Raw genomic sequence first — 17020 nt, 5'->3', positions numbered from 1 at the left:
TCAATTCAGGGAGAGGGCCGGAGACGATGAGGCCGCTCGTGGCGCGCGGGCGTGGGCCGTGACGTGGACCAGGCCGAGCCGCTCCAGCGCGGGCGGCACGATCACGGCGCGCCACAGCAGCGAGGCGCGCTGCGTTGCGGTGTCCACCAGCAGCGTGTCCCAACGCAGTTCCTGGGGTGGGAGCAGGGTGCCGCCGGCGGTCTCCGCCTGCACGGTCAGCGCGAGCGGGGGCCACGTGAAATACAACCGGCCCCCTTCCGACATGCCGTGCAGGACCAGGGCATGGCCCGGGCGGGGGCTCTCGCGCAGCTGCAGCGCATCGGGCGCGGCGTTGTGGTGGCGCGGGTCGAAGTCCTCGGGCAGTTCGGGCGCGCGGGTCGATTGCCAGGTGTCGCCGAAGGTGCCCTGCAGGTCGCGGCGTGGAACGTGGTGGGGGGGCACGTGGCCGAGGGCGATGGGTTCGAGGGGGTCGTCCCAGGCGGTGATGGCCCGGTCCAGCGGTTCGATCCACGGCAGCGGCGCGCCCCGGGCAGCGGCCGCGCTGCGGTACCAGCCCATGCCTTCCGGGTTGGGCTCGAAGGCATGCACCTGGTCCGTCTGCAGGTCCTTCTCCTGCCCGCCGAAGGCGAAGGGGCGCAGCAGCGGAATGCGCGACGCGGTGGCCTCGCCAGAGGCGCGCAGCCTGCCGATGGCCCCCAGTTCCGGCAGCCAGGTGCGTGGCGCGAACGCGCGCAGTTCGATCAGGCGCCGCGATCCGCCATCGGTCAGGTAGTCCACCGCGGCGTCGATGCTTGGCAAGGGCCGGCCTTGCGATGCGACCGCCCAACCGTTCACGATGCAATCGAAGCGGGGCTTGGGCGGCACGTACTCGGATTCCAGGCAGGTCCAGAGTTCATGCGCGCGGGGTGCGATGGCGGCGGCCTGGGCGGCGTCCAGGGGCAGGCTGCCGAGTGTCTGGCGCACACCCTCGCGAAAGATGGCGGCCTGGTCCTGCGCCGCCGCGAGCCGGGGCGGCAGGCCCGGGGCGGCCGCCAGCTGCCATGTGCCCTTGACGATCACCAGGGCCGCGCTGCGCCGCTCCGCATCCCGGTGCGGAAAGACCTGAGCGCGGAACGGCGTGTGGTTGAGGACCGGGCACGTCATGGCGCGGGCGGATCGGCTTGCAGGCTGTCCATGAGCTGCACGGTTTCCACAGCGGCCATCTGCCGTGCGGCAAGGTCCTCGTGGGACAGCGGAAACGGGCGGTGGGTCACCGCCGCATGCTCCACGTAGAGCCAGCTTCGCAGCGCATGGCCGACGTCGAAGGCTGGTGCGAGGCGATGGGTCTGCGTGATCGGCCCGCCCGAACGAATGCGGATGGCATCGAGCGCCCAGAGTCGGTCCTTGAGCGCGGCATCCGTCCAGCGGGTGATGTGGGCCGGCTCCAGCCCCGTGCAGCCGTTGGCCGCGAACACCTGGCAGGCGAGGGCGCGCAAGGCGCGCTGGCGCTCGCCGGCCGTGCCTTGGGTGTTCGTCAGCTCGCCCGGCACCTGCCCGAAGACCAGCCGCAACAGGTCGCGTTCGCCGGGCTCCACGGGCCGGTCTTGCCGCTCGATGAAATCGAGCACCGGCAGCAGCCCCTCGATGCGCCCCGCGAGGGCGGCGACCCGCAGCGCGGTGTCGTTGGGCACCCGAAGCCCTTGCAGGACGGCGCCCAGGGCCGTTTCGGGTTCGCGCGCGGCCCACAGCGCCAACGCTGCGTCGGCCGCGGCGGCCCAGCCCACGGGGTGCGATCGCTCGGTGGGGCCGTCTGCGGCGGTGAGGCGGTCGATATAGTGCCGCAGCTCTGGCTGCAGCCGGTGGCCGCCCATGGTGCCCAGCGCCTGCAGCGCGGTGATCTGCCGGGCGAGGTCCTGACCCTGCAGCACGGCCTTCCATTGTTCTTCGGCCCGTGGGGGCACCTGCCCCATGCGCGCGCAGGCCAGCAGGCACGCATCCGGGTCCGCGCCGCGCACCGCTGCCGCGTGCACTCCGGCGATGTGCTCCGGCAGGGCGAGCCGCCCCGCCAGCTCCACGCCGCAGGCCAGCAGGTGCGCGTCCTCCGATGCCAGCAGGTCGCCGCAGGTCGTCGGAGCGGCATAGAACCACAGCGCGTCCCGAACGGACACGGGTTGGGTCGCTAGCAGGCGGGCGATCCCCTCCAGACGCACGGACGCATCGGGTTCGTACCGCTCCGCGAGCGCGATGCGCACGAAGGCCGCCCCCGCGATTTCTTCGGGGCGGGTCTGCGCCTGCGCCTCCACGCAGGCCACTTCGTCCAGACACGCCGGCCCGTAGTAGCGGCAGGCGTCCATCAACGCGTCCAGCCGCTGATCGACGGCCTTGAGGGCCCGGACGGTGTGGGCCGGGCGCAGAAGCCCCGCCCGGCGCCCATAGGCGCGCACGGCGATGCCCATCTGCCGGGCCAGCATGCCGGGCAGTGGAGGGGGCGCGGAAGGGCGAAGGCGAGTGATCATGGGCCAGGCGAAGAAAAGCAAGCAGGCAGCGGCACCGTCGGAAACTCCATCGGAACCGGAAAGGGCGGCCAGGGCATCGCGCAGCGGACGCAGGCGCGATGCATCGCGGCGAAACGGGTCAGTTCAACTCGATGGAGCCGCCTTCGATGCGATGGGTTTCGACGGCGGCCGAGGTGATCTGGTGACCCCGGGTCTCGACCGATCCGTCCTGGGAAAACTGCATGCGCGCATCGGCGCAGCGCAGCAGCACGCGGCTCACCGCACTCACGTCCAGGTGGGTCACTTCGAGCGACAGCGCGCCGGTGGCCCGGTCGAACTGCCAGGGCGGTGTGGCCGGCGCGCCGGGGCAGGGCCAGGCGGCAACGATCAGCGAGGGCAGGGGCCCGCCGCCCGATGCCGGTGCTTCCTGCCCGGAACCCAGCGCTGCCAGCACGAACTGGCCTTCGATCACGCCGGGCACTTGAGAGGCCAGTTCCGCGCGGTATTCGCGGCCCTGGCAGCGAAGGACCACGGTTCCATCCGCATCCTGGCGCAGGACCTGGGCGGGCTGGAGCGACCACGCGGTGGCGGGGTCGGCGGCGGGGCCTTCCGAAGGCGGGGTGCTTCGGAGCATGCGGGAATCAGTTTTCATGGATGCCTCCGGAAAGCGTGGTGACGTCGCTTGCGCCGATGAGGCGGATGCTGTTGCCATTCACGGTGATGGTGCCGTCGGCCTGGAGGATGAGCGAGCTGGAGCCCACCTTCAGGGTGATCGTTTCGGCATCCATGGTGATGCTGGAGCCGGCTGCCCCGCCGCCTTCGCCACCGCCCGAGGGCGCGGTCACGTTCTTGGCCATGCCGCCGCCGCCGGCATCTCCGCCGCCCCCGCCGCCGCCTCCCACGTTGAGGCTGTACTTGGTGCCCACCACCGTGCTCTGGTTGGTGCCGACCTTGACGTCCTGGTCGCTGCCCACGGTGGTGCTCTGGTTCTTGCCCACGATGGTGGCCATGATGGCGCCCACGTTGAGGTTGTAGACCACGCCCACGTTTTCCATGCGGCCGACGCCCACGTTCTGCATCGAGGCGATGCCGATGGTCTCGGTCTTGAACTTGCCGACCTTGATCGACCAGTTGCTGCCGATCTTGTCCTTCTCGTTCCTGCCGATGGTCTTGGTGCGGTTCTTGCCGATGCTCACCGTCTCGTCGATGCCCACGTCCTCGCGACGGTTGTCGCCGATGCTGATCTTCTCGTCGTGATCCACGCGCTCCGTGCGGTTGTTGTGCACGGTGATCTTTTCATCGCGGTCCACGGTCTCGGTGCGGTCGCGGTGGATGACGTTGGTCTCGTCCCGGTCGATGGTCTTGCGTCGGTCGTTTCCGACCCACTTGTCCTCGTCGTTCTCCACTTCGGTGAGCTGGTCCTTCTGCGCATGCAGCCACAGCTGCTCGGCGCCGGCCTTGTCTTCGAAGCGCAGCGCATTCGCGTCGCCGGCGCCGTTCTTCAGGCCCGGGCCGAAGGCGCCGCCCTTGCTCGATTTGGTCTTGATGCCCGACTGCGTCGCGTTGCCGGGCAGGCCCCAGGGGGGCATGTTGTCGGCGTTGTAGACGCAGCCCAGGATGATGGGGTAGTCCGGGTCGCCGTTCAGGAAGTCGACGATCACCTCCATGCCGATGCGCGGAATGAACACGTTGCCGAACTGCGGCCCCGCCCAGGTGGAGGACACGCGCACCCAGCAGCTGGAGTTCTCATCCATCGCCCCGATGCGGTCCCAGTGGAACTGCACCTTCACCCGGCCGTACTGGTCGGTCCAGATCTCCTCGCCCGGCGGGCCTACCACCACGGCCGTCTGCGGGCCCGTGGTGCGAGGGCGGGGCGTGGCGACGACGGGGCGGTAGGGCATGGCGGTGGGGTGCACCTCCATCGAAAAGCGCTGGATCGAGCCGCCCTGGGTCTGGCCCACGCCGTTCAGGCCCTGGCTGGCCTGGGCGTTTTCCTCCAGGTAGTACTCCACCGACACTACCAGGTACTGCTGGTTCTGGTCTTCGCGCGGGTAGTTGTCCAGCACGATGGTGTAGCCGGGGGCGATGCTGCGCTTGTTCAACTTCGCGTGGGCGCGGTGGTGGCCGGCCAGGCCGGTTTCCATCTGCAGCCGGGTGTAGGTTTCTCCATCGGAAAACTCGGTGTAGCCCCCGGGCCACTCGTACCTCTCGTAGCTGTCGTGGGCATGCCCTGGCGGGGACTGGCGCATGTCGGACAGATCGGCGCGCGGCTTCTTGAAGTCGTAGTCGTCCAGGTAGGCCCGGCCGGGCTGCACCTGCTGGCCCATGTGCCAGGAAAAGATGTGTTCCCGGTCGGCCAGGGCGGTCTTGCCCGGTGGGTGGAAGGGAATCACGTGGCCGCCCGGCAGCGGGCTGTGCGAGCCCATCACGTCGTCGGCGAACACCAGCGTGTGGCTGCCGGGCTGGTGTTCGAAATACCAGTAAATGCCTTCGGATTCGCACAGCCGCGCGATGAAGGCGAAATCGGTCTCGTGGTATTGCACGGTATAGGGCCGCACGCGATAAGCCCGGGAGAGCTTTTTCTGCATCGGCTGGCCGTATTTCTGCAGCACGCTCTCCACGATATCCGGGACGGTCATTTCCTGGAAGATCCTGAAATCGCTGCGCCGCGTGGCCAGCCACAGCCAGGGGCGCAGCACCATGCGGTAGGCGTAATTGGCCGAGGTGTCCTGGCCCTGCATGCCAAAGCCCGTGGCAATACCGTCCAGGTAACGCCGGCCCAGGCCTTCTGTTTCCACCACGACCGTGGCAGCGAGGCCCAGCAAGGCTTTGGGGTCGATGCCCTTGTTCTTGGAGATCAGGTCGATCTCGAATTCAAACAACCCGGACAGCGCCTCGCTTCCTTTCAATTGCCTGAATTGCAACGCCTCTCCCAAAGGCGTTTGAATTGTTACGCGGCGATTAGTCATGCGAGAAATTGTTTCTTAGCTTTGAATCGGGTCCGCATTATGCTGGCGAGGCCGGCCCATCGGCACCGCGCGTTTGTGCGGCGCAACAGCCTAAATTGCATCCAGATGTTCGTGGGGTTATCTGCCACTGCGTCCGTTGTGGTTTCAGCGGGGTTGTGGTGGACTGCGAAGTGATCCGGCAACCGTGGCCGGACGCTATGCAACCAGATAAAAAAGGGAATCCATGGGAGATGCAGTTTTCGGCCCGCAGCGGCCATGCTCGGTGGAGCTTGACGGCGACAGCATTTTGTTCGGCTTCGATCCCGCGTCCACGACCTGGCGGCACGCGCAAACGCCGGCGCAGCGCATTTTGGCCAGGCGCCCGCACTGGGTGATCGACGACCGCACGGCGGCCGGCCTCCAGGCGTACGACCTGGTGCGGGGCTACGAGGCGCCTTTCGACAGTGCGCCGCCCGAGCTTTTCCCCCGCGGGCCGCAGGGCCCGTTCGATACCGAGCCGCACCCGTCACGCATCGTGGTCCTGCAGGTGGGGGTGAACGACCACGCACGCCCCGGCTTCGACATCGAGGCGTTCGAGGACGATTACCGCGGCCTCATCGGCTTCGTGCATTCGCTGGGGCATGCCGCCGTGGTCACCGGGATCACCCCGGTCTCCGACAAGATATTCGGCCCCGCGGCGCTCGCCACCATGCAGGCGATCAATGCGGCCATCCGCCGGGTGGCGGCCGACACCCGCACGGTGCATGCGCACTGGGATTCGATGCCGTTTTCGGTGGACAGGGACACGACCGACGGCATCCACCCCACGCAGGCCGCCTCGAACCGCCTGGCCGACCGCCTGACGGTGGCGCTGGAGCGCACCTTCCGGCTGGGCGCATAGCGCAAGCGGCCATGGCCTGCAAGGGCGTGGGCAGGGCTGCGGGGTCCGCCGTTGCCAGGGCAGCACAAACCCGCGGGCTGGTGAATTCCCTGCCCGGCGGGCGCCGAGACGGTGATACAAAAACACCAGCGGGCTGGAAGGCCGGCCTGCACACCCCCTTCAAGAAAAGGTCGTCCGCATGCCCGCACTCGCCGCTTTCCTCCAGGAGGTCAAGCTGCCCACCATGCCCGAGGTGGCCCACAGCCTGATCCAGACCCTGCACGACGACGACATCCCCTTCGAGAAGGTGCGCACCGCCATCTCCAAGGACCCTTCGCTCACCGCCAAGCTGGTCCGCATGGCCAACAGCGCGCGGTTCGGGCTGCCGCGCCAGGTCTCCTCGCTCGACGACGCCATCAACATGGTGGGACTCAACCAGGTGCGCACGCTGGCCCTGGCGGCGTGCATGACGGGCTCGTTCGCCGACGCGCCGGGCGTGGACCGGCAGGAGTTCTGGAAGGAAAGCATGGCCTGCGCCGGCTACGCGCAGTGGCTGGCAAGGGCGCTGGGCACCGATGTGCAGCAATCGTGGCTCACGGGCTTCATGGTGCGGCTGGGTGAGCTGATCATCGCCCAGAAGGCGCCGAGCGAGATCGTGGAGATCGAACGCCTGCCGCACCTGCCCGGCGGCCGCTGGCAGCGCGAGCAAAGCCTGCTGGGCTTCACCGAAGGGCAGATCACGGCCGAACTGGCGCGGCAGTGGAAATTCCCCGACGAGGTGGTGCGTGCGCTGGAGACGGCCTCCGACCCGCTGGCCAGCCCCTCGTTCTGCCGCCTGGGCGCCATCGTGCACGTGGCCACGCTGCTGGCGGAGATCGCCGTCGGCCCCAAGGCGAGCGTGGCGGAGACGATCGGCGCGTTGCCGGACGAACTGCTGCAGGCGCTGCAGCTCGATCCCGGCTGGCTCGCCGACCACCTTCCGGATCCGGCCGTGTTCACCGACACGTCGGCGCTGTAAACCGATCCATCCATCCATCCGCCCACCAGCGGCGCCCACGGAGACGCCAATGAAAAGGCCGGCGAAAGCCGGCCTGACAGGGTGGGGCGCAAGGCCCCATGGAGCCTGCCGCCTCAGCGGTGGCCGCTCGTGTCCATGCGTTCGGTCTTCGCGTCCAGCAGCACCTCGGGCTCCTGCGCGTCCACCCAGTTCGGGTCGTTCAGGCGCTGCTTGAGCTTGTTCTCGTCGAGGTCACCGGTCCACTTGGCGACCACGATGGTGGCCACGCCGTTGCCCACCAGGTTGGTGAGCGCGCGCGCCTCGGACATGAAGCGGTCGATGCCCAGGATGAGCGCCAGGCCCGCCACCGGCACGTGGCCCACCGCTGACAGCGAGGCCGCCAGCACGATGAAGCCGCTGCCCGTGATCCCGGCCGCGCCCTTGGAGGTGAGCAGCAGCACCAGCAGCAGCGTGATCTGGTGCGTGATGTCCAGCGGCGTGTTGGTGGCCTGCGCAATGAACACGGCGGCCATGGTCAGGTAGATGGAGGTGCCGTCCAGGTTGAACGAGTAGCCGGTGGGAATCACCAGGCCCACGGTGGTCTTCTTGGCGCCCAGGTTCTCCATCTTTTCCATCATGCGCGGCAGCACGGATTCGCTGGAGGACGTGCCCAGCACGATCAGCAGCTCTTCCTTGATGTACTTGATGAACTTCCAGATCGAGAAGCCGTGGAAGCGCGCGATGGCGCCCAGCACGATGAAGATGAACAGCAGGCAGGTCAGGTAGAACGAGCCCATCAGCTTGCCCAGCGACAGCAGCGAGCCCACGCCGTACTTGCCGATGGTGAACGACATCGCACCGAAGGCACCGATGGGGGCCACCTTCATGATGTAGCCGACGATGGTGAACAGCACGTGCGAGGTCTTCTCGATGAAGTCGAACACCAGCGTGCCGCGGCCGCCGAAGCGGTGCAGGGCGAAGCCGAACATCACGGCGATCAGCAGCACCTGCAGGATCTCGCCCTTGGCGAACGCATCGACCACCGTGGTGGGGATGATGTTCATCAGGAAGTCGGTGGTGGTGCCCATCTTGCCGGGCGCGGTGTAGGCGGCGATCGACTTGGTGTCGATGGTGGAGGCATCCACGTTCATGCCGGCGCCGGGCTGCAGCACGTTGACCACGATCAGGCCGATGATCAGCGCGACCGTGCTCACGATCTCGAAATACAGCAGGGCCAGGCCGCCGGTGCGGCCGACCTTCTTCATGTCTTCCATGCCCGCGATGCCGATCACCACCGTGCAGAAGATGATGGGCGCGATGATCATCTTGATCAGCTTGATGAAGCCATCGCCCAGCGGCTTCATCTGCTCGCCCAGTGCGGGGTAGAAGTGCCCCAGCAGCACGCCGACGACGACGGCGAAGAGCACCTGGATGTACAGCGAGCGGTAAAGGGGTCTCTTGGGGGGGAGCGTGCGTGTCTCTTGCATAGGTCTGCGCGTACCGTCGCCAGCAGCGCTCATTTTGGAGGTGCGTGAATGTATGCCCGTGCCATGGCCTGCGCGATTGTGGAAATCCACATGGTGGGAAATACGTACACGCCGCGCGCGCCGGGGTGGTGGGAGGCTGCGCGCACCCTGCCACCGTGGCGGAATGCGCCGGTTTTCGGGGGGCGATCCGGTTCATGCCGGCCGCGCGGGCGGGGTCGCCGGATCGCCGAGATGTCAGCCAGGTGACAGACTTTGCGGCCGGTGGAGCGTGCGCCGGCCGCAGCCCTCAACGGGCCGGACAGGCGAGAAACGCCGGCAGCCGCTCCGCCTGTCCGGCATAGGCGGCCAGGACAGGATGGTCGGCGGCCAGGACGGTATCGGCGACCATGCTCTGCATGAAGTCCCACGCCACGGCGATGGTGACGCCGGCATCGGTGATGGCCTGCTCGGGAACCGGCAGGGGGGCCTGGGCCAGTTCGGCCTCGAGCTGCCCGCAGGCCGCCAGCAACTGGCCGCTCACGCGGTCGATCCAGGGCGCATGCTGCTTTTCCGCAGGACGCAGGTTCTGTTCGTACACCCGCTGCACGGCCTTCTCGCAGGCGGCCAGCGCCAGGCCGGTGAGGCGCAGATCGCGCAGCAGCGCGGGCCCGCCGAGCGGCTGCAGGCGGTGGCGCGACAGGGTGCCGGCCCACTGCAGGATCAGCCCCGAATCCATCAGCACCGTGCCGTCGTCGGCCACCAGCGTCGGGGCCTTCACCACCGGATTGATGCGGCCGAAGGCCTCGAAGGTGCTGAACACCGAGAGGGGCAGGTGCTCGAAGGGCAGTTCCAGCAGCCGCAGCGACACGGCGACACGGCGCACATAGGGAGAGTCCAGCATTCCAACCAGCTGCATGGGAAGGGTTCCTTGAGAAAAGGGGCCGAAGAAAGCCAGGGCGCGGTCCGCGAGGACGCCGGTGGCACGGCCTTGCACGATAGGCGCGCGGCCCCCGCCGATGAAGGGCGGGGCATCGGAAATGCCGGCTCCAAACCGATGGATGATCGGAACCTCCCTTCCCGAACCCGCAACCCCCGGAGCGCTGGCATGACCCTCGACAAGAAAGACTGGCTGATCCTGGAAGCCCTGCAGACCGATGCCCGCCAGAGCCTGGCCGCGCTGGGCAAGCGCATCGGCCTGTCCCAGCCCGCCATGAGCGAGCGGGTGCGCAAGCTCGAGGACGCGGGCGTGATCGAGGGCTATGGGGCGCGGGTCAACCTGCGCGCCATCGGCGTGCGGCTGCAGGCCATCATCCGCGTGCAGACCGACCATGCCGGCATCGCGCCCTACGTGAAGCTCTTCGAGTCCATGCCCGAGGTCCTCGAGGCCGATCGCGTGACGGGCGAGGATTGCTTCATCGTGCGCTGCGCCATCGCAGAGCCCGAAGACCTGCAGTCCGTGGTCGATGCACTGGCCCAGCACGGCGCGGTGACCACGTCGCTGGTGCTGTCGAGCCCCGTGCGCAAGACCACCACGGTGCACGCCCTGCGGTCCCCGCGGCGCTGAGCGGGCCAGCCGGGCCGGCCCCGCGGCATCGGGGCCGTGTACGCCACTTGGCGTATTGGCGGCCCGGGGGGCAGTCTCCAGAATCCATTCCATCGACCGGACAAAGGCGCCCTGCGGGGGCCCCGGGCGAGCGGTTTGAACCCCATTCATCGGAGCTGCACCATGCAACGTCGTTACTCTCTCAAGGCCCTCGCGGCCATCGCCACGCTGGCCGGCCTGTCGGCGCTGCCGGCCCATGCCGCCGACACCATCAAGGTGGGCGTGCTGCACAGCCTGTCGGGCACCATGGCCATCTCGGAGACGGTGCTGAAGGACACCGTGCTCATGGCCATCGACGAGATCAACGCCAAGGGCGGCGTGCTCGGCAAGAAGCTTGAGCCCGTGGTGGTGGACCCGGCCTCCAACTGGCCCCTGTTCGCCGAGAAGACCAAGCAGCTGCTGGGGCAGGACAAGGTCTCGGTCATCTTCGGCTGCTGGACCTCGGTGAGCCGCAAGTCCGTGCTTCCCGTGGTCGAGGAAATGAACGGCCTGCTGTTCTACCCCGTGCAGTACGAAGGCGAAGAGCTGTCCAAAAACGTGTTCTATACCGGCGCCGCGCCCAACCAGCAGGCCATTCCCGCGGTGGACTACCTGATGAGCAAGGACGGCGGCGGCGCCAAGCGCTGGGTGCTGCTGGGCACCGACTACGTGTACCCCCGCACCACCAACAAGATCCTGCGCGCCTACCTGAAGTCCAAGGGCGTGAAGGACAGCGACATCGACGAAAAGTACACGCCCTTCGGCCATGCCGACTACCAGACCATCGTGGCCGACATCAAGAAGTTCAGCCAGGGCGGCAAGACGGCAGTGGTCTCCACCATCAACGGCGACTCCAACGTGCCCTTCTACAAGGAACTGGGCAACGCGGGCCTCAAGGCCAAGGACGTGCCGGTGGTGGCCTTCTCGGTGGGTGAGGAAGAACTGCGCGGCGTGGACACCAAGCCGCTCGTGGGCCACCTGGCGGCATGGAACTACTTCATGTCCATCAAGAACCCCACCAACACCGCCTTCATCAAGCAGTGGAGCGACTACGCCCGCGCCAAGAAGATCCCCGGCCACATGGACAAGCCGCTCACCAACGACCCGATGGAGGCGACCTACATCGGCATCCACATGTGGAAGCAGGCCGTCGAGAAGGCCAAGAGCACCGATGTGGACAAGGTCATCGCCGCCATGGCCGGCCAGACCTTCCAGGCGCCCAGCGGCATCGTGAGCAAGATGGACGAGAAGAACCACCACCTGCACAAGAGCGTGTTCATCGGCGAGATCAAGGCCGACGGCCAGTTCAACGTGGTGTGGAAGACGCCCGGCCCGGTCAAGGCCAAGCCCTGGAGCCCGTACATCGAAGGCAACGACAAGAAGAAGGACGAACCCGACGGAAAGTCGAAGTGAAATCGAAGTGACACCCCCCTGAGGCGCTGCGCGCCTTCACCCCCTCTCTCGCTGCGCGGGAGGGGGGATGACGCCAGCGGCCCGGCAGAGCCGGTTCCGCGGCGTCTGCTGGCTTGGGCCGCGCTGGTGCACGTGGCATGACGAAGCAGTCCGTGATCGCAATCCTTTCTTGTTCGTGACGACCTTCCCCTCACCATGCTTCCCACCTTCTTTCATCGCCTGATCGCCTGCCTGCTGCTGTGTGCGGCCGTGCAGGCGCACGCGCTCACGCCGCAGGCCGCGCGTGCCATGGCGGCGGGCGAGACCGACGAGCGCATCGCCGCGCTGCAGCAGGCCATCGCCACGCCCGACGATGCGACGCTGGCCTTCATCCGCGCGATGGCCGACGATGCGGTCAAGATCGCGGGCGACCGCGCCATCACCATCAAGGACGGCAAGGGGCTGGACCCCGCCACCGGTGCCGAGGTGCCGGTGCCCGACGATGCGGAGGACATCGTCAACAACAACCGCATGCGCGGCGAGTTCGACGCTGCGCTGGCCTCGCTGCAACTGCTGTCGCCCGACGCGGCCCAACGCCGCGCCGCCATCGAGTCGCTCAAGGAAGAGACCGACGCCGCGCGCCTGCCCCTGATCGAAAAGGCCCTCGCCGCCGAGCAGGACGCCGGCCTGCGCGGGCGGCTCGAAGCCATCCGCGCGCGCATGCTGCTGGCCGACAGCGACGCGGCCCACCGCCTGGAGGCCGCGCAGTACCTGGCCGCCAGCGGCACCCCCGCCACGCGCACCGTGCTGCTGGAGCAACTGCGCCAGGAGAGCGACCCCCGGGTGAAGGCGGCCATCCAGTCCGCGCTGGCCTCGGTGGAAGGCCGGCTGCAGTGGGGCGAGAAGCTCGCCGCGCTGTTCTCGGGCGTGAGCCTGGGGTCCATCCTGCTGCTGGTGGCGCTGGGGCTGGCCATCACCTACGGGCTGATGGGCGTCATCAACATGGCGCACGGCGAGCTGATGATGATCGGCGCCTACGCCACCTACGTGGTGCAGGGCCTGTTCCAGAAATACCTGCCCGGCGCCTTCGACTGGTACCTGGTGGCCGCCGTGCCGGCCGCGTTCTGCGCCTCCGCCCTCATGGGCGCGGCGCTGGAGCGCAGCGTGATCCGCTTTCTCTACGGCCGACCGCTGGAGACGCTGCTGGCCACCTGGGGCATCAGCCTGATGCTGCAGCAGCTCGTGCGCACCGTGTTCGGCGCGCAGAACGTGGGCGTGGAAAACCCCGCCTGGATGAGCGGCGGCGTGCAGCTCATGGACAACCTGCAACTGCCCTGGAACCGCGTGATCATCGTGGCCTTCGCGTTCGCGGTGCTGGCCGGCGTGGCCTACCTCATCGGCCGCACGCGGCTGGGCCTGTTCGTGCGCGGCGTCACGCAGAACCGGCCCATCGCCTCGTGCATGGGCGTCAACACCGCCCGCGTGGACACCTATGCCTTCGCCCTCGGCTCCGGCATCGCCGGCCTGGCCGGCTGCGCTTTAAGCCAGGTCGGCAACGTGGGGCCCGACCTGGGGCAGGGCTACATCGTCGATTCGTTCATGGTCGTGGTGCTGGGCGGCGTGGGCCAGCTGGCGGGCACCGTGTACGCGGCGCTGGGCCTGGGCGTGCTCAACAAGTTCCTCGAAGGCTGGACGGGCGCCGTGCTGGCCAAGATCGCCGTGCTGGTCTTCATCATCGTGTTCATCCAGAAGCGGCCGCAGGGCATCTTCGCGATGAAGGGGAGGGAGGCATGAGCGCCCGTCGTCGTCTTCATCGCCGCCCGCCGCGCCACCTGCCTCTGCCTGCCTAGAAGAAGAAGCCCATGCCCCATCGAGACATTTCCCTTCCTGCGCCAGCGCCGCTGCTCACGCGGTCCGGCTGGTCGGCGTTCATCGTCGCGCTCATCGCCGTGTGCGCGGTGGCGCCCGTGCTCAACCTGTGGCTGCCCGCCGGCAGCCCGCTGCACCTGTCCGACTACGCGGTGGCGCTGCTGGGCAAGATCATGTGCTACGCCATCTGCGCGCTGGCCATGGACCTCATCTGGGGCTACACCGGCATCCTGAGCCTGGGCCACGGCCTGTTCTTCGCCCTGGGCGGCTACGTGATGGGCATGTACCTCATGCGCCAGATCGGCCGCGACGGCAACTACCAGAGCGACCTGCCGGACTTCATGGTGTTCCTGGACTGGAAGGAGCTGCCCTGGCACTGGGCGCTGTCGGACAGCTTCGCCGCCACCTTGGTCCTCGTCGTGGCCGTGCCGGGGCTGGTCGCCTTCGTGTTCGGGTACTTCGCCTTCCGCTCGCGCATCAAGGGCGTGTATTTCTCGATCATCACGCAGGCCATGACGTATGCCGCCATGCTGCTGTTCTTTCGCAACGAGACGGGCTTTGGCGGCAACAACGGCTTCACCGATTTCAAGCGCATCCTGGGGCAGCCGATCGCCACGCAGAACATGCGCATGCTGCTCTTCGTGCTCACGGGGCTGGCGCTGCTGGGCTCGTTCCTGCTCGGGCGCTGGCTGGTGCGCAGCAAATTCGGCCGCGTGCTCCAGGCGGTGCGCGATGCGGAGACACGCGTCATGTTCTCGGGCTACTCGCCGCTGCCCTACAAGCTCACCATCTGGACCATCAGCGCCATGATGTGCGGCGTGGCCGGCGCGCTGTACGTGCCGCAGGTCGGCATCATCAACCCGGGCGAGATGAGCGCTGCCAACTCCATCGAGATCGCCGTGTGGGCGGCCGTGGGCGGGCGCGCCACGCTCATCGGCCCCATCGTGGGCGCCTTCCTGGTGAACGGCGCCAAGAGCTGGCTCACCGTGACCGCACCGGAGTTCTGGCTGTACTTCCTGGGGGCGCTGTTCATCGCCGTCACCCTGTTCCTGCCCCACGGCATCGTGGGCCTGCTGCGGCGCCCGCGCAAGGCGGTGGAGGATGCGCGCCAGCCCCTGCGCGGCAGCGCGAAGCCAAAGGAGGGCGCGCAATGACCCCCGATCTGATGGAAGAAGGCGCGCGCCGCATCGCGGGCGATGCCCCGGCGGCACGCACGGGGCAGACCGAGTCCGGGGGCCGCGCGGCCGGCTTCTCGCGCGTGGCCGTGCCCGGCGAGGTGGACGTGGCCCACGGCCGCATCCTGTACCTGGAAGACGTGCACGTGAGCTTCGACGGCTTCAAGGCCATCAACGGCCTGAACCTGGACATCGCGCCGGGCGAGCTGCGCTGCGTGATCGGCCCCAACGGCGCAGGCAAGACCACGATGATGGACATCATCACCGGCAAGACCCGCCCGGACCGCGGCACCGTGTTCTTCGGCAGCACCATCGACCTGCTGCGGCACAACGAGCCGGAGATCGCTGGCTTGGGAATCGGCCGCAAGTTCCAGAAGCCCACGGTGTTCGAGCAGCTCACCGTGTTCGAGAATCTGGAGCTGGCCTTGAAGACGCACAAGGGCGTGGCCTCGAGCCTGTTCTTCCGCCTGGATTCCGCGCAGGCGGACCGGCTGGCCGAGGTGCTGCACACCATCCACCTGGCCGGCAGCGTGGCGCGCATGGCGGGCAATCTGAGCCATGGGCAAAAGCAGTGGCTGGAGATCGGGATGCTGCTGATGCAGGACCCGAAGCTGCTTCTGCTGGACGAGCCGGTGGCGGGGATGACGGACGAGGAGACGGCTCGCACGGCGGAGCTGTTCCTGACCTTGAAGGGGCGGCACTCGCTGATGGTGGTGGAGCATGACATGTCGTTCATCCGGACGATTTCGGAGAAGGTGACGGTGTTGTGCGAGGGGGCGGTGCTGGCGGAGGGGACGCTGGATCAGGTGCAGGGGGATGAGAGGGTGATTGAGGTTTATCTGGGGCGGTGATGGGTTGGGTTGTTTTTTGCGTTTGCTGTTCAGTTACGTTCCGGGGCCGGGAGTTGCGCCCGGCGGCGCACTCACTTTCTTTTGCTTCGCCAAAAGAAAGTAAGCAAAGAAAAGGCGACCCTGCTGGCTGCAAGCAAGCCTAAGTAGTTGATTTAAAGAGTGTTTTTTCCAGAGATTTCTGTTTCTGCACAAAAACCGATATCACCCCTTTCTAACGTTCGCGGAAGCCGCAGAGCTCGAAGCGGTCCACCTGCAGCAAAGCTGCATCATCTATCCCTGACCACTGGCAGCCGACGTGGGCCATAGTCGGCCTCGACAGAATGTACCCAGCATGAGCAGCATCGAAACTCGATTTCTAATGACCTACCCGGCTATGTCCGCCTATGAGTTTGACCACTTCAGAGAAGAGGCGGCGGTCCAGGAGCGCTGGCGATCAGCGTCGCTTTACATGATCTGCCAACGGCCGGTGATCTTCTTCGATGACGTCGTGGCTGAGAGCGGTGTTATCAGCGGAAGGATTCGCCAGCGTGGAAACGCTACGGCATTGAGGTTTGAGCTGGACATACTTCCCGGTCAGCCCTACTTCGGTTCGACCAGCGAGACGATCATCGAGTTTAACTTCTACGACCACCAGCCCACGCCTACTCCACCTCTCAAGAACGTCGCTGCCATTAAATTTTTCGATTCGGAAAACAAATTCACCGGCTACTTGAGTCCCGAGAGGCTACTGTTTGAGCACTTGCGCATAGGCAAATTCGCGCGCATTAAGGGGGATATTTCTGCCTTGCTCCGCTATGAGGTTCATTACATCGGGCAGGCCCAGGATCAGCCGATAGAACGTCGGCTGCGACGTCATGAAACCTTTCAGCGGATCCTTGCACGAGAGTTCCCCAGGATCGCCCAAGACATTCCCACCATGGAGATTTCACTGCTGTTCTTTGGGCTCGATTACGCATCGACTCCTGTCACATTTCAGATTCTTGACGGAGGAGAGTTGAGTGACTCGCAGGGCCGGCCACTGAGCGATAAAGAGGCCGAAGAGGCGTTGCTGAGCACCCGTCTTGAACGGTTCAGAAATGAAATCGTCAACGACGCCGAGGCATACCTCATCAACTTCATGCTTCCACGGTACAACCATGTCCGTTACGCAAATTACCCCCTGATCTCCAATGGCTTGCGCAGTTGCGGGTTCGACAGGATTGAGCATCAGGTCATCCCCTTTGGCACGCTGGAGACGGAAGAAGCGACAATGAAGTTCTCGGTGTCTCCGGTTTTCAGTCATTGAGGTTTGCAGCTCAGGCGCAGTCACCCTATGAAGGCGACTCTTCAAACTACCCGAGCATTCAGTCCACGCCCAGTACGCTGACTCGCGAAGCGGTCATCGCC

Annotated in this window: 14 protein-coding genes; 8 read left to right on the top strand and 6 right to left on the bottom strand. The window is 66.8% G+C overall.

What is annotated here, in order from left to right; genetic code table 11:
* The 4 genes from R1Z03_RS23970 to R1Z03_RS23955 all read right to left on the bottom strand — a co-directional run bounded on the left by R1Z03_RS23970 (position 1) and on the right by R1Z03_RS23955 (position 5443).
* On the bottom strand, positions 1-1143 hold the full coding sequence (locus tag R1Z03_RS23970) for a DUF2169 domain-containing protein (RefSeq protein ID WP_317355941.1): 1143 nt from the start codon (positions 1141-1143) through the stop codon (positions 1-3).
* Entirely contained in the window at positions 1140-2495 is a 1356-nt protein-coding gene (locus tag R1Z03_RS23965; protein WP_317355940.1) for a hypothetical protein, read from the bottom strand. Before R1Z03_RS23965 ends, R1Z03_RS23970 begins: the two co-directional genes overlap by 4 nt.
* 118 nt (positions 2496-2613) lie before the next feature.
* The gene (locus R1Z03_RS23960) at positions 2614-3126 is read right to left on the bottom strand and encodes a hypothetical protein (RefSeq protein ID WP_284408343.1); all 513 of its coding nucleotides are present in this window, start codon (positions 3124-3126) and stop codon (positions 2614-2616) included.
* Positions 3116-5443 carry a type VI secretion system tip protein TssI/VgrG gene (locus R1Z03_RS23955; protein ID WP_317355939.1) on the bottom strand — a complete coding sequence of 776 codons (2328 nt, stop codon included), beginning with the start codon at positions 5441-5443 and terminating at the stop codon, positions 3116-3118. Before R1Z03_RS23955 ends, R1Z03_RS23960 begins: the two co-directional genes overlap by 11 nt.
* Before the next feature lie 223 nt (positions 5444-5666).
* Between R1Z03_RS23955 and R1Z03_RS23950 the strand changes: the two genes are divergently transcribed.
* Positions 5667-6323 carry an SGNH/GDSL hydrolase family protein gene (locus tag R1Z03_RS23950; protein ID WP_284408345.1) on the top strand — a complete coding sequence of 219 codons (657 nt, stop codon included), beginning with the start codon at positions 5667-5669 and terminating at the stop codon, positions 6321-6323.
* A 178-nt stretch (positions 6324-6501) separates the two neighbouring features.
* Positions 6502-7320 carry an HDOD domain-containing protein gene (locus tag R1Z03_RS23945; protein WP_284395298.1) on the top strand — a complete coding sequence of 273 codons (819 nt, stop codon included), beginning with the start codon at positions 6502-6504 and terminating at the stop codon, positions 7318-7320.
* 113 nt (positions 7321-7433) lie between these two features.
* Here R1Z03_RS23945 and R1Z03_RS23940 read toward each other — a convergent pair whose 3' ends face one another.
* A complete protein-coding gene (locus tag R1Z03_RS23940) occupies positions 7434-8786 on the bottom strand; it encodes a dicarboxylate/amino acid:cation symporter (protein ID WP_272564701.1) in 1353 nt (450 codons plus the stop codon).
* 286 nt (positions 8787-9072) lie between these two features.
* Positions 9073-9681: a glutathione S-transferase gene (locus R1Z03_RS23935; RefSeq protein ID WP_317355938.1), complete on the bottom strand. Its 609-nt coding sequence runs from the start codon at positions 9679-9681 to the stop codon at positions 9073-9075.
* Between the two features lie 189 nt (positions 9682-9870).
* Between R1Z03_RS23935 and R1Z03_RS23930 the strand changes: the two genes are divergently transcribed.
* From R1Z03_RS23930 to R1Z03_RS23905, 6 genes are all read left to right on the top strand, one after another.
* Entirely contained in the window at positions 9871-10329 is a 459-nt protein-coding gene (locus R1Z03_RS23930; RefSeq protein ID WP_284395294.1) for an Lrp/AsnC family transcriptional regulator, read from the top strand.
* A 162-nt stretch (positions 10330-10491) separates the two neighbouring features.
* Entirely contained in the window at positions 10492-11760 is a 1269-nt protein-coding gene (gene urtA, locus R1Z03_RS23925; RefSeq protein ID WP_284395293.1) for an urea ABC transporter substrate-binding protein, read from the top strand.
* 195 nt (positions 11761-11955) lie between these two features.
* Complete coding sequence (urtB, locus tag R1Z03_RS23920) at positions 11956-13533, top strand: urea ABC transporter permease subunit UrtB (protein ID WP_317355937.1); 1578 nt, start codon at positions 11956-11958, stop codon at positions 13531-13533.
* 68 nt (positions 13534-13601) lie between these two features.
* On the top strand, positions 13602-14762 hold the full coding sequence (gene urtC, locus R1Z03_RS23915) for an urea ABC transporter permease subunit UrtC (RefSeq protein WP_317355936.1): 1161 nt from the start codon (positions 13602-13604) through the stop codon (positions 14760-14762).
* The gene (gene urtD / locus R1Z03_RS23910) at positions 14759-15634 is read left to right on the top strand and encodes an urea ABC transporter ATP-binding protein UrtD (protein WP_284395290.1); all 876 of its coding nucleotides are present in this window, start codon (positions 14759-14761) and stop codon (positions 15632-15634) included. The genes urtC and urtD overlap by 4 nt, the downstream gene beginning before the upstream one ends.
* Positions 15635-15965: 331 nt before the next feature.
* A complete protein-coding gene (locus tag R1Z03_RS23905) occupies positions 15966-16919 on the top strand; it encodes a hypothetical protein (RefSeq protein ID WP_317355935.1) in 954 nt (317 codons plus the stop codon).
* The last annotated feature ends 101 nt before the right edge of the window (positions 16920-17020 follow it).

The sequence above is a fragment of the Acidovorax sp. BLS4 genome (genome assembly GCF_032929295.1).
Classification (GTDB): Bacteria; Pseudomonadota; Gammaproteobacteria; order Burkholderiales; family Burkholderiaceae_C; genus Paracidovorax.
The sequence above is the reverse complement of the archived record's forward strand: the minus strand, read 5'-3'. Positions and strand labels throughout refer to the sequence as shown.

Bases quoted from the DNA above. Each gene is read 5' to 3' on its own strand.
- R1Z03_RS23960 (WP_284408343.1), bottom strand. From the start codon at position 3,126: ATGAAAACTGATTCCCGCATGCTCCGAAGCACCCCGCCTTCGGAAGGC.
- R1Z03_RS23970 (WP_317355941.1), bottom strand. From the start codon at position 1,143: ATGACGTGCCCGGTCCTCAACCACACGCCGTTCCGCGCTCAGGTCTTT.
- R1Z03_RS23935 (WP_317355938.1), bottom strand. From the start codon at position 9,681: ATGCAGCTGGTTGGAATGCTGGACTCTCCCTATGTGCGCCGTGTCGCC.
- R1Z03_RS23950 (WP_284408345.1), top strand. From the start codon at position 5,667: ATGGGAGATGCAGTTTTCGGCCCGCAGCGGCCATGCTCGGTGGAGCTT.
- urtC (WP_317355936.1), top strand. From the start codon at position 13,602: ATGCCCCATCGAGACATTTCCCTTCCTGCGCCAGCGCCGCTGCTCACG.
- R1Z03_RS23930 (WP_284395294.1), top strand. From the start codon at position 9,871: ATGACCCTCGACAAGAAAGACTGGCTGATCCTGGAAGCCCTGCAGACC.
- R1Z03_RS23940 (WP_272564701.1), bottom strand. From the start codon at position 8,786: ATGCAAGAGACACGCACGCTCCCCCCCAAGAGACCCCTTTACCGCTCG.
- urtA (WP_284395293.1), top strand. From the start codon at position 10,492: ATGCAACGTCGTTACTCTCTCAAGGCCCTCGCGGCCATCGCCACGCTG.
- R1Z03_RS23965 (WP_317355940.1), bottom strand. From the start codon at position 2,495: ATGATCACTCGCCTTCGCCCTTCCGCGCCCCCTCCACTGCCCGGCATG.
- R1Z03_RS23955 (WP_317355939.1), bottom strand. From the start codon at position 5,443: ATGACTAATCGCCGCGTAACAATTCAAACGCCTTTGGGAGAGGCGTTG.
- R1Z03_RS23905 (WP_317355935.1), top strand. From the start codon at position 15,966: ATGAGCAGCATCGAAACTCGATTTCTAATGACCTACCCGGCTATGTCC.
- urtD (WP_284395290.1), top strand. From the start codon at position 14,759: ATGACCCCCGATCTGATGGAAGAAGGCGCGCGCCGCATCGCGGGCGAT.
- urtB (WP_317355937.1), top strand. From the start codon at position 11,956: ATGCTTCCCACCTTCTTTCATCGCCTGATCGCCTGCCTGCTGCTGTGT.
- R1Z03_RS23945 (WP_284395298.1), top strand. From the start codon at position 6,502: ATGCCCGCACTCGCCGCTTTCCTCCAGGAGGTCAAGCTGCCCACCATG.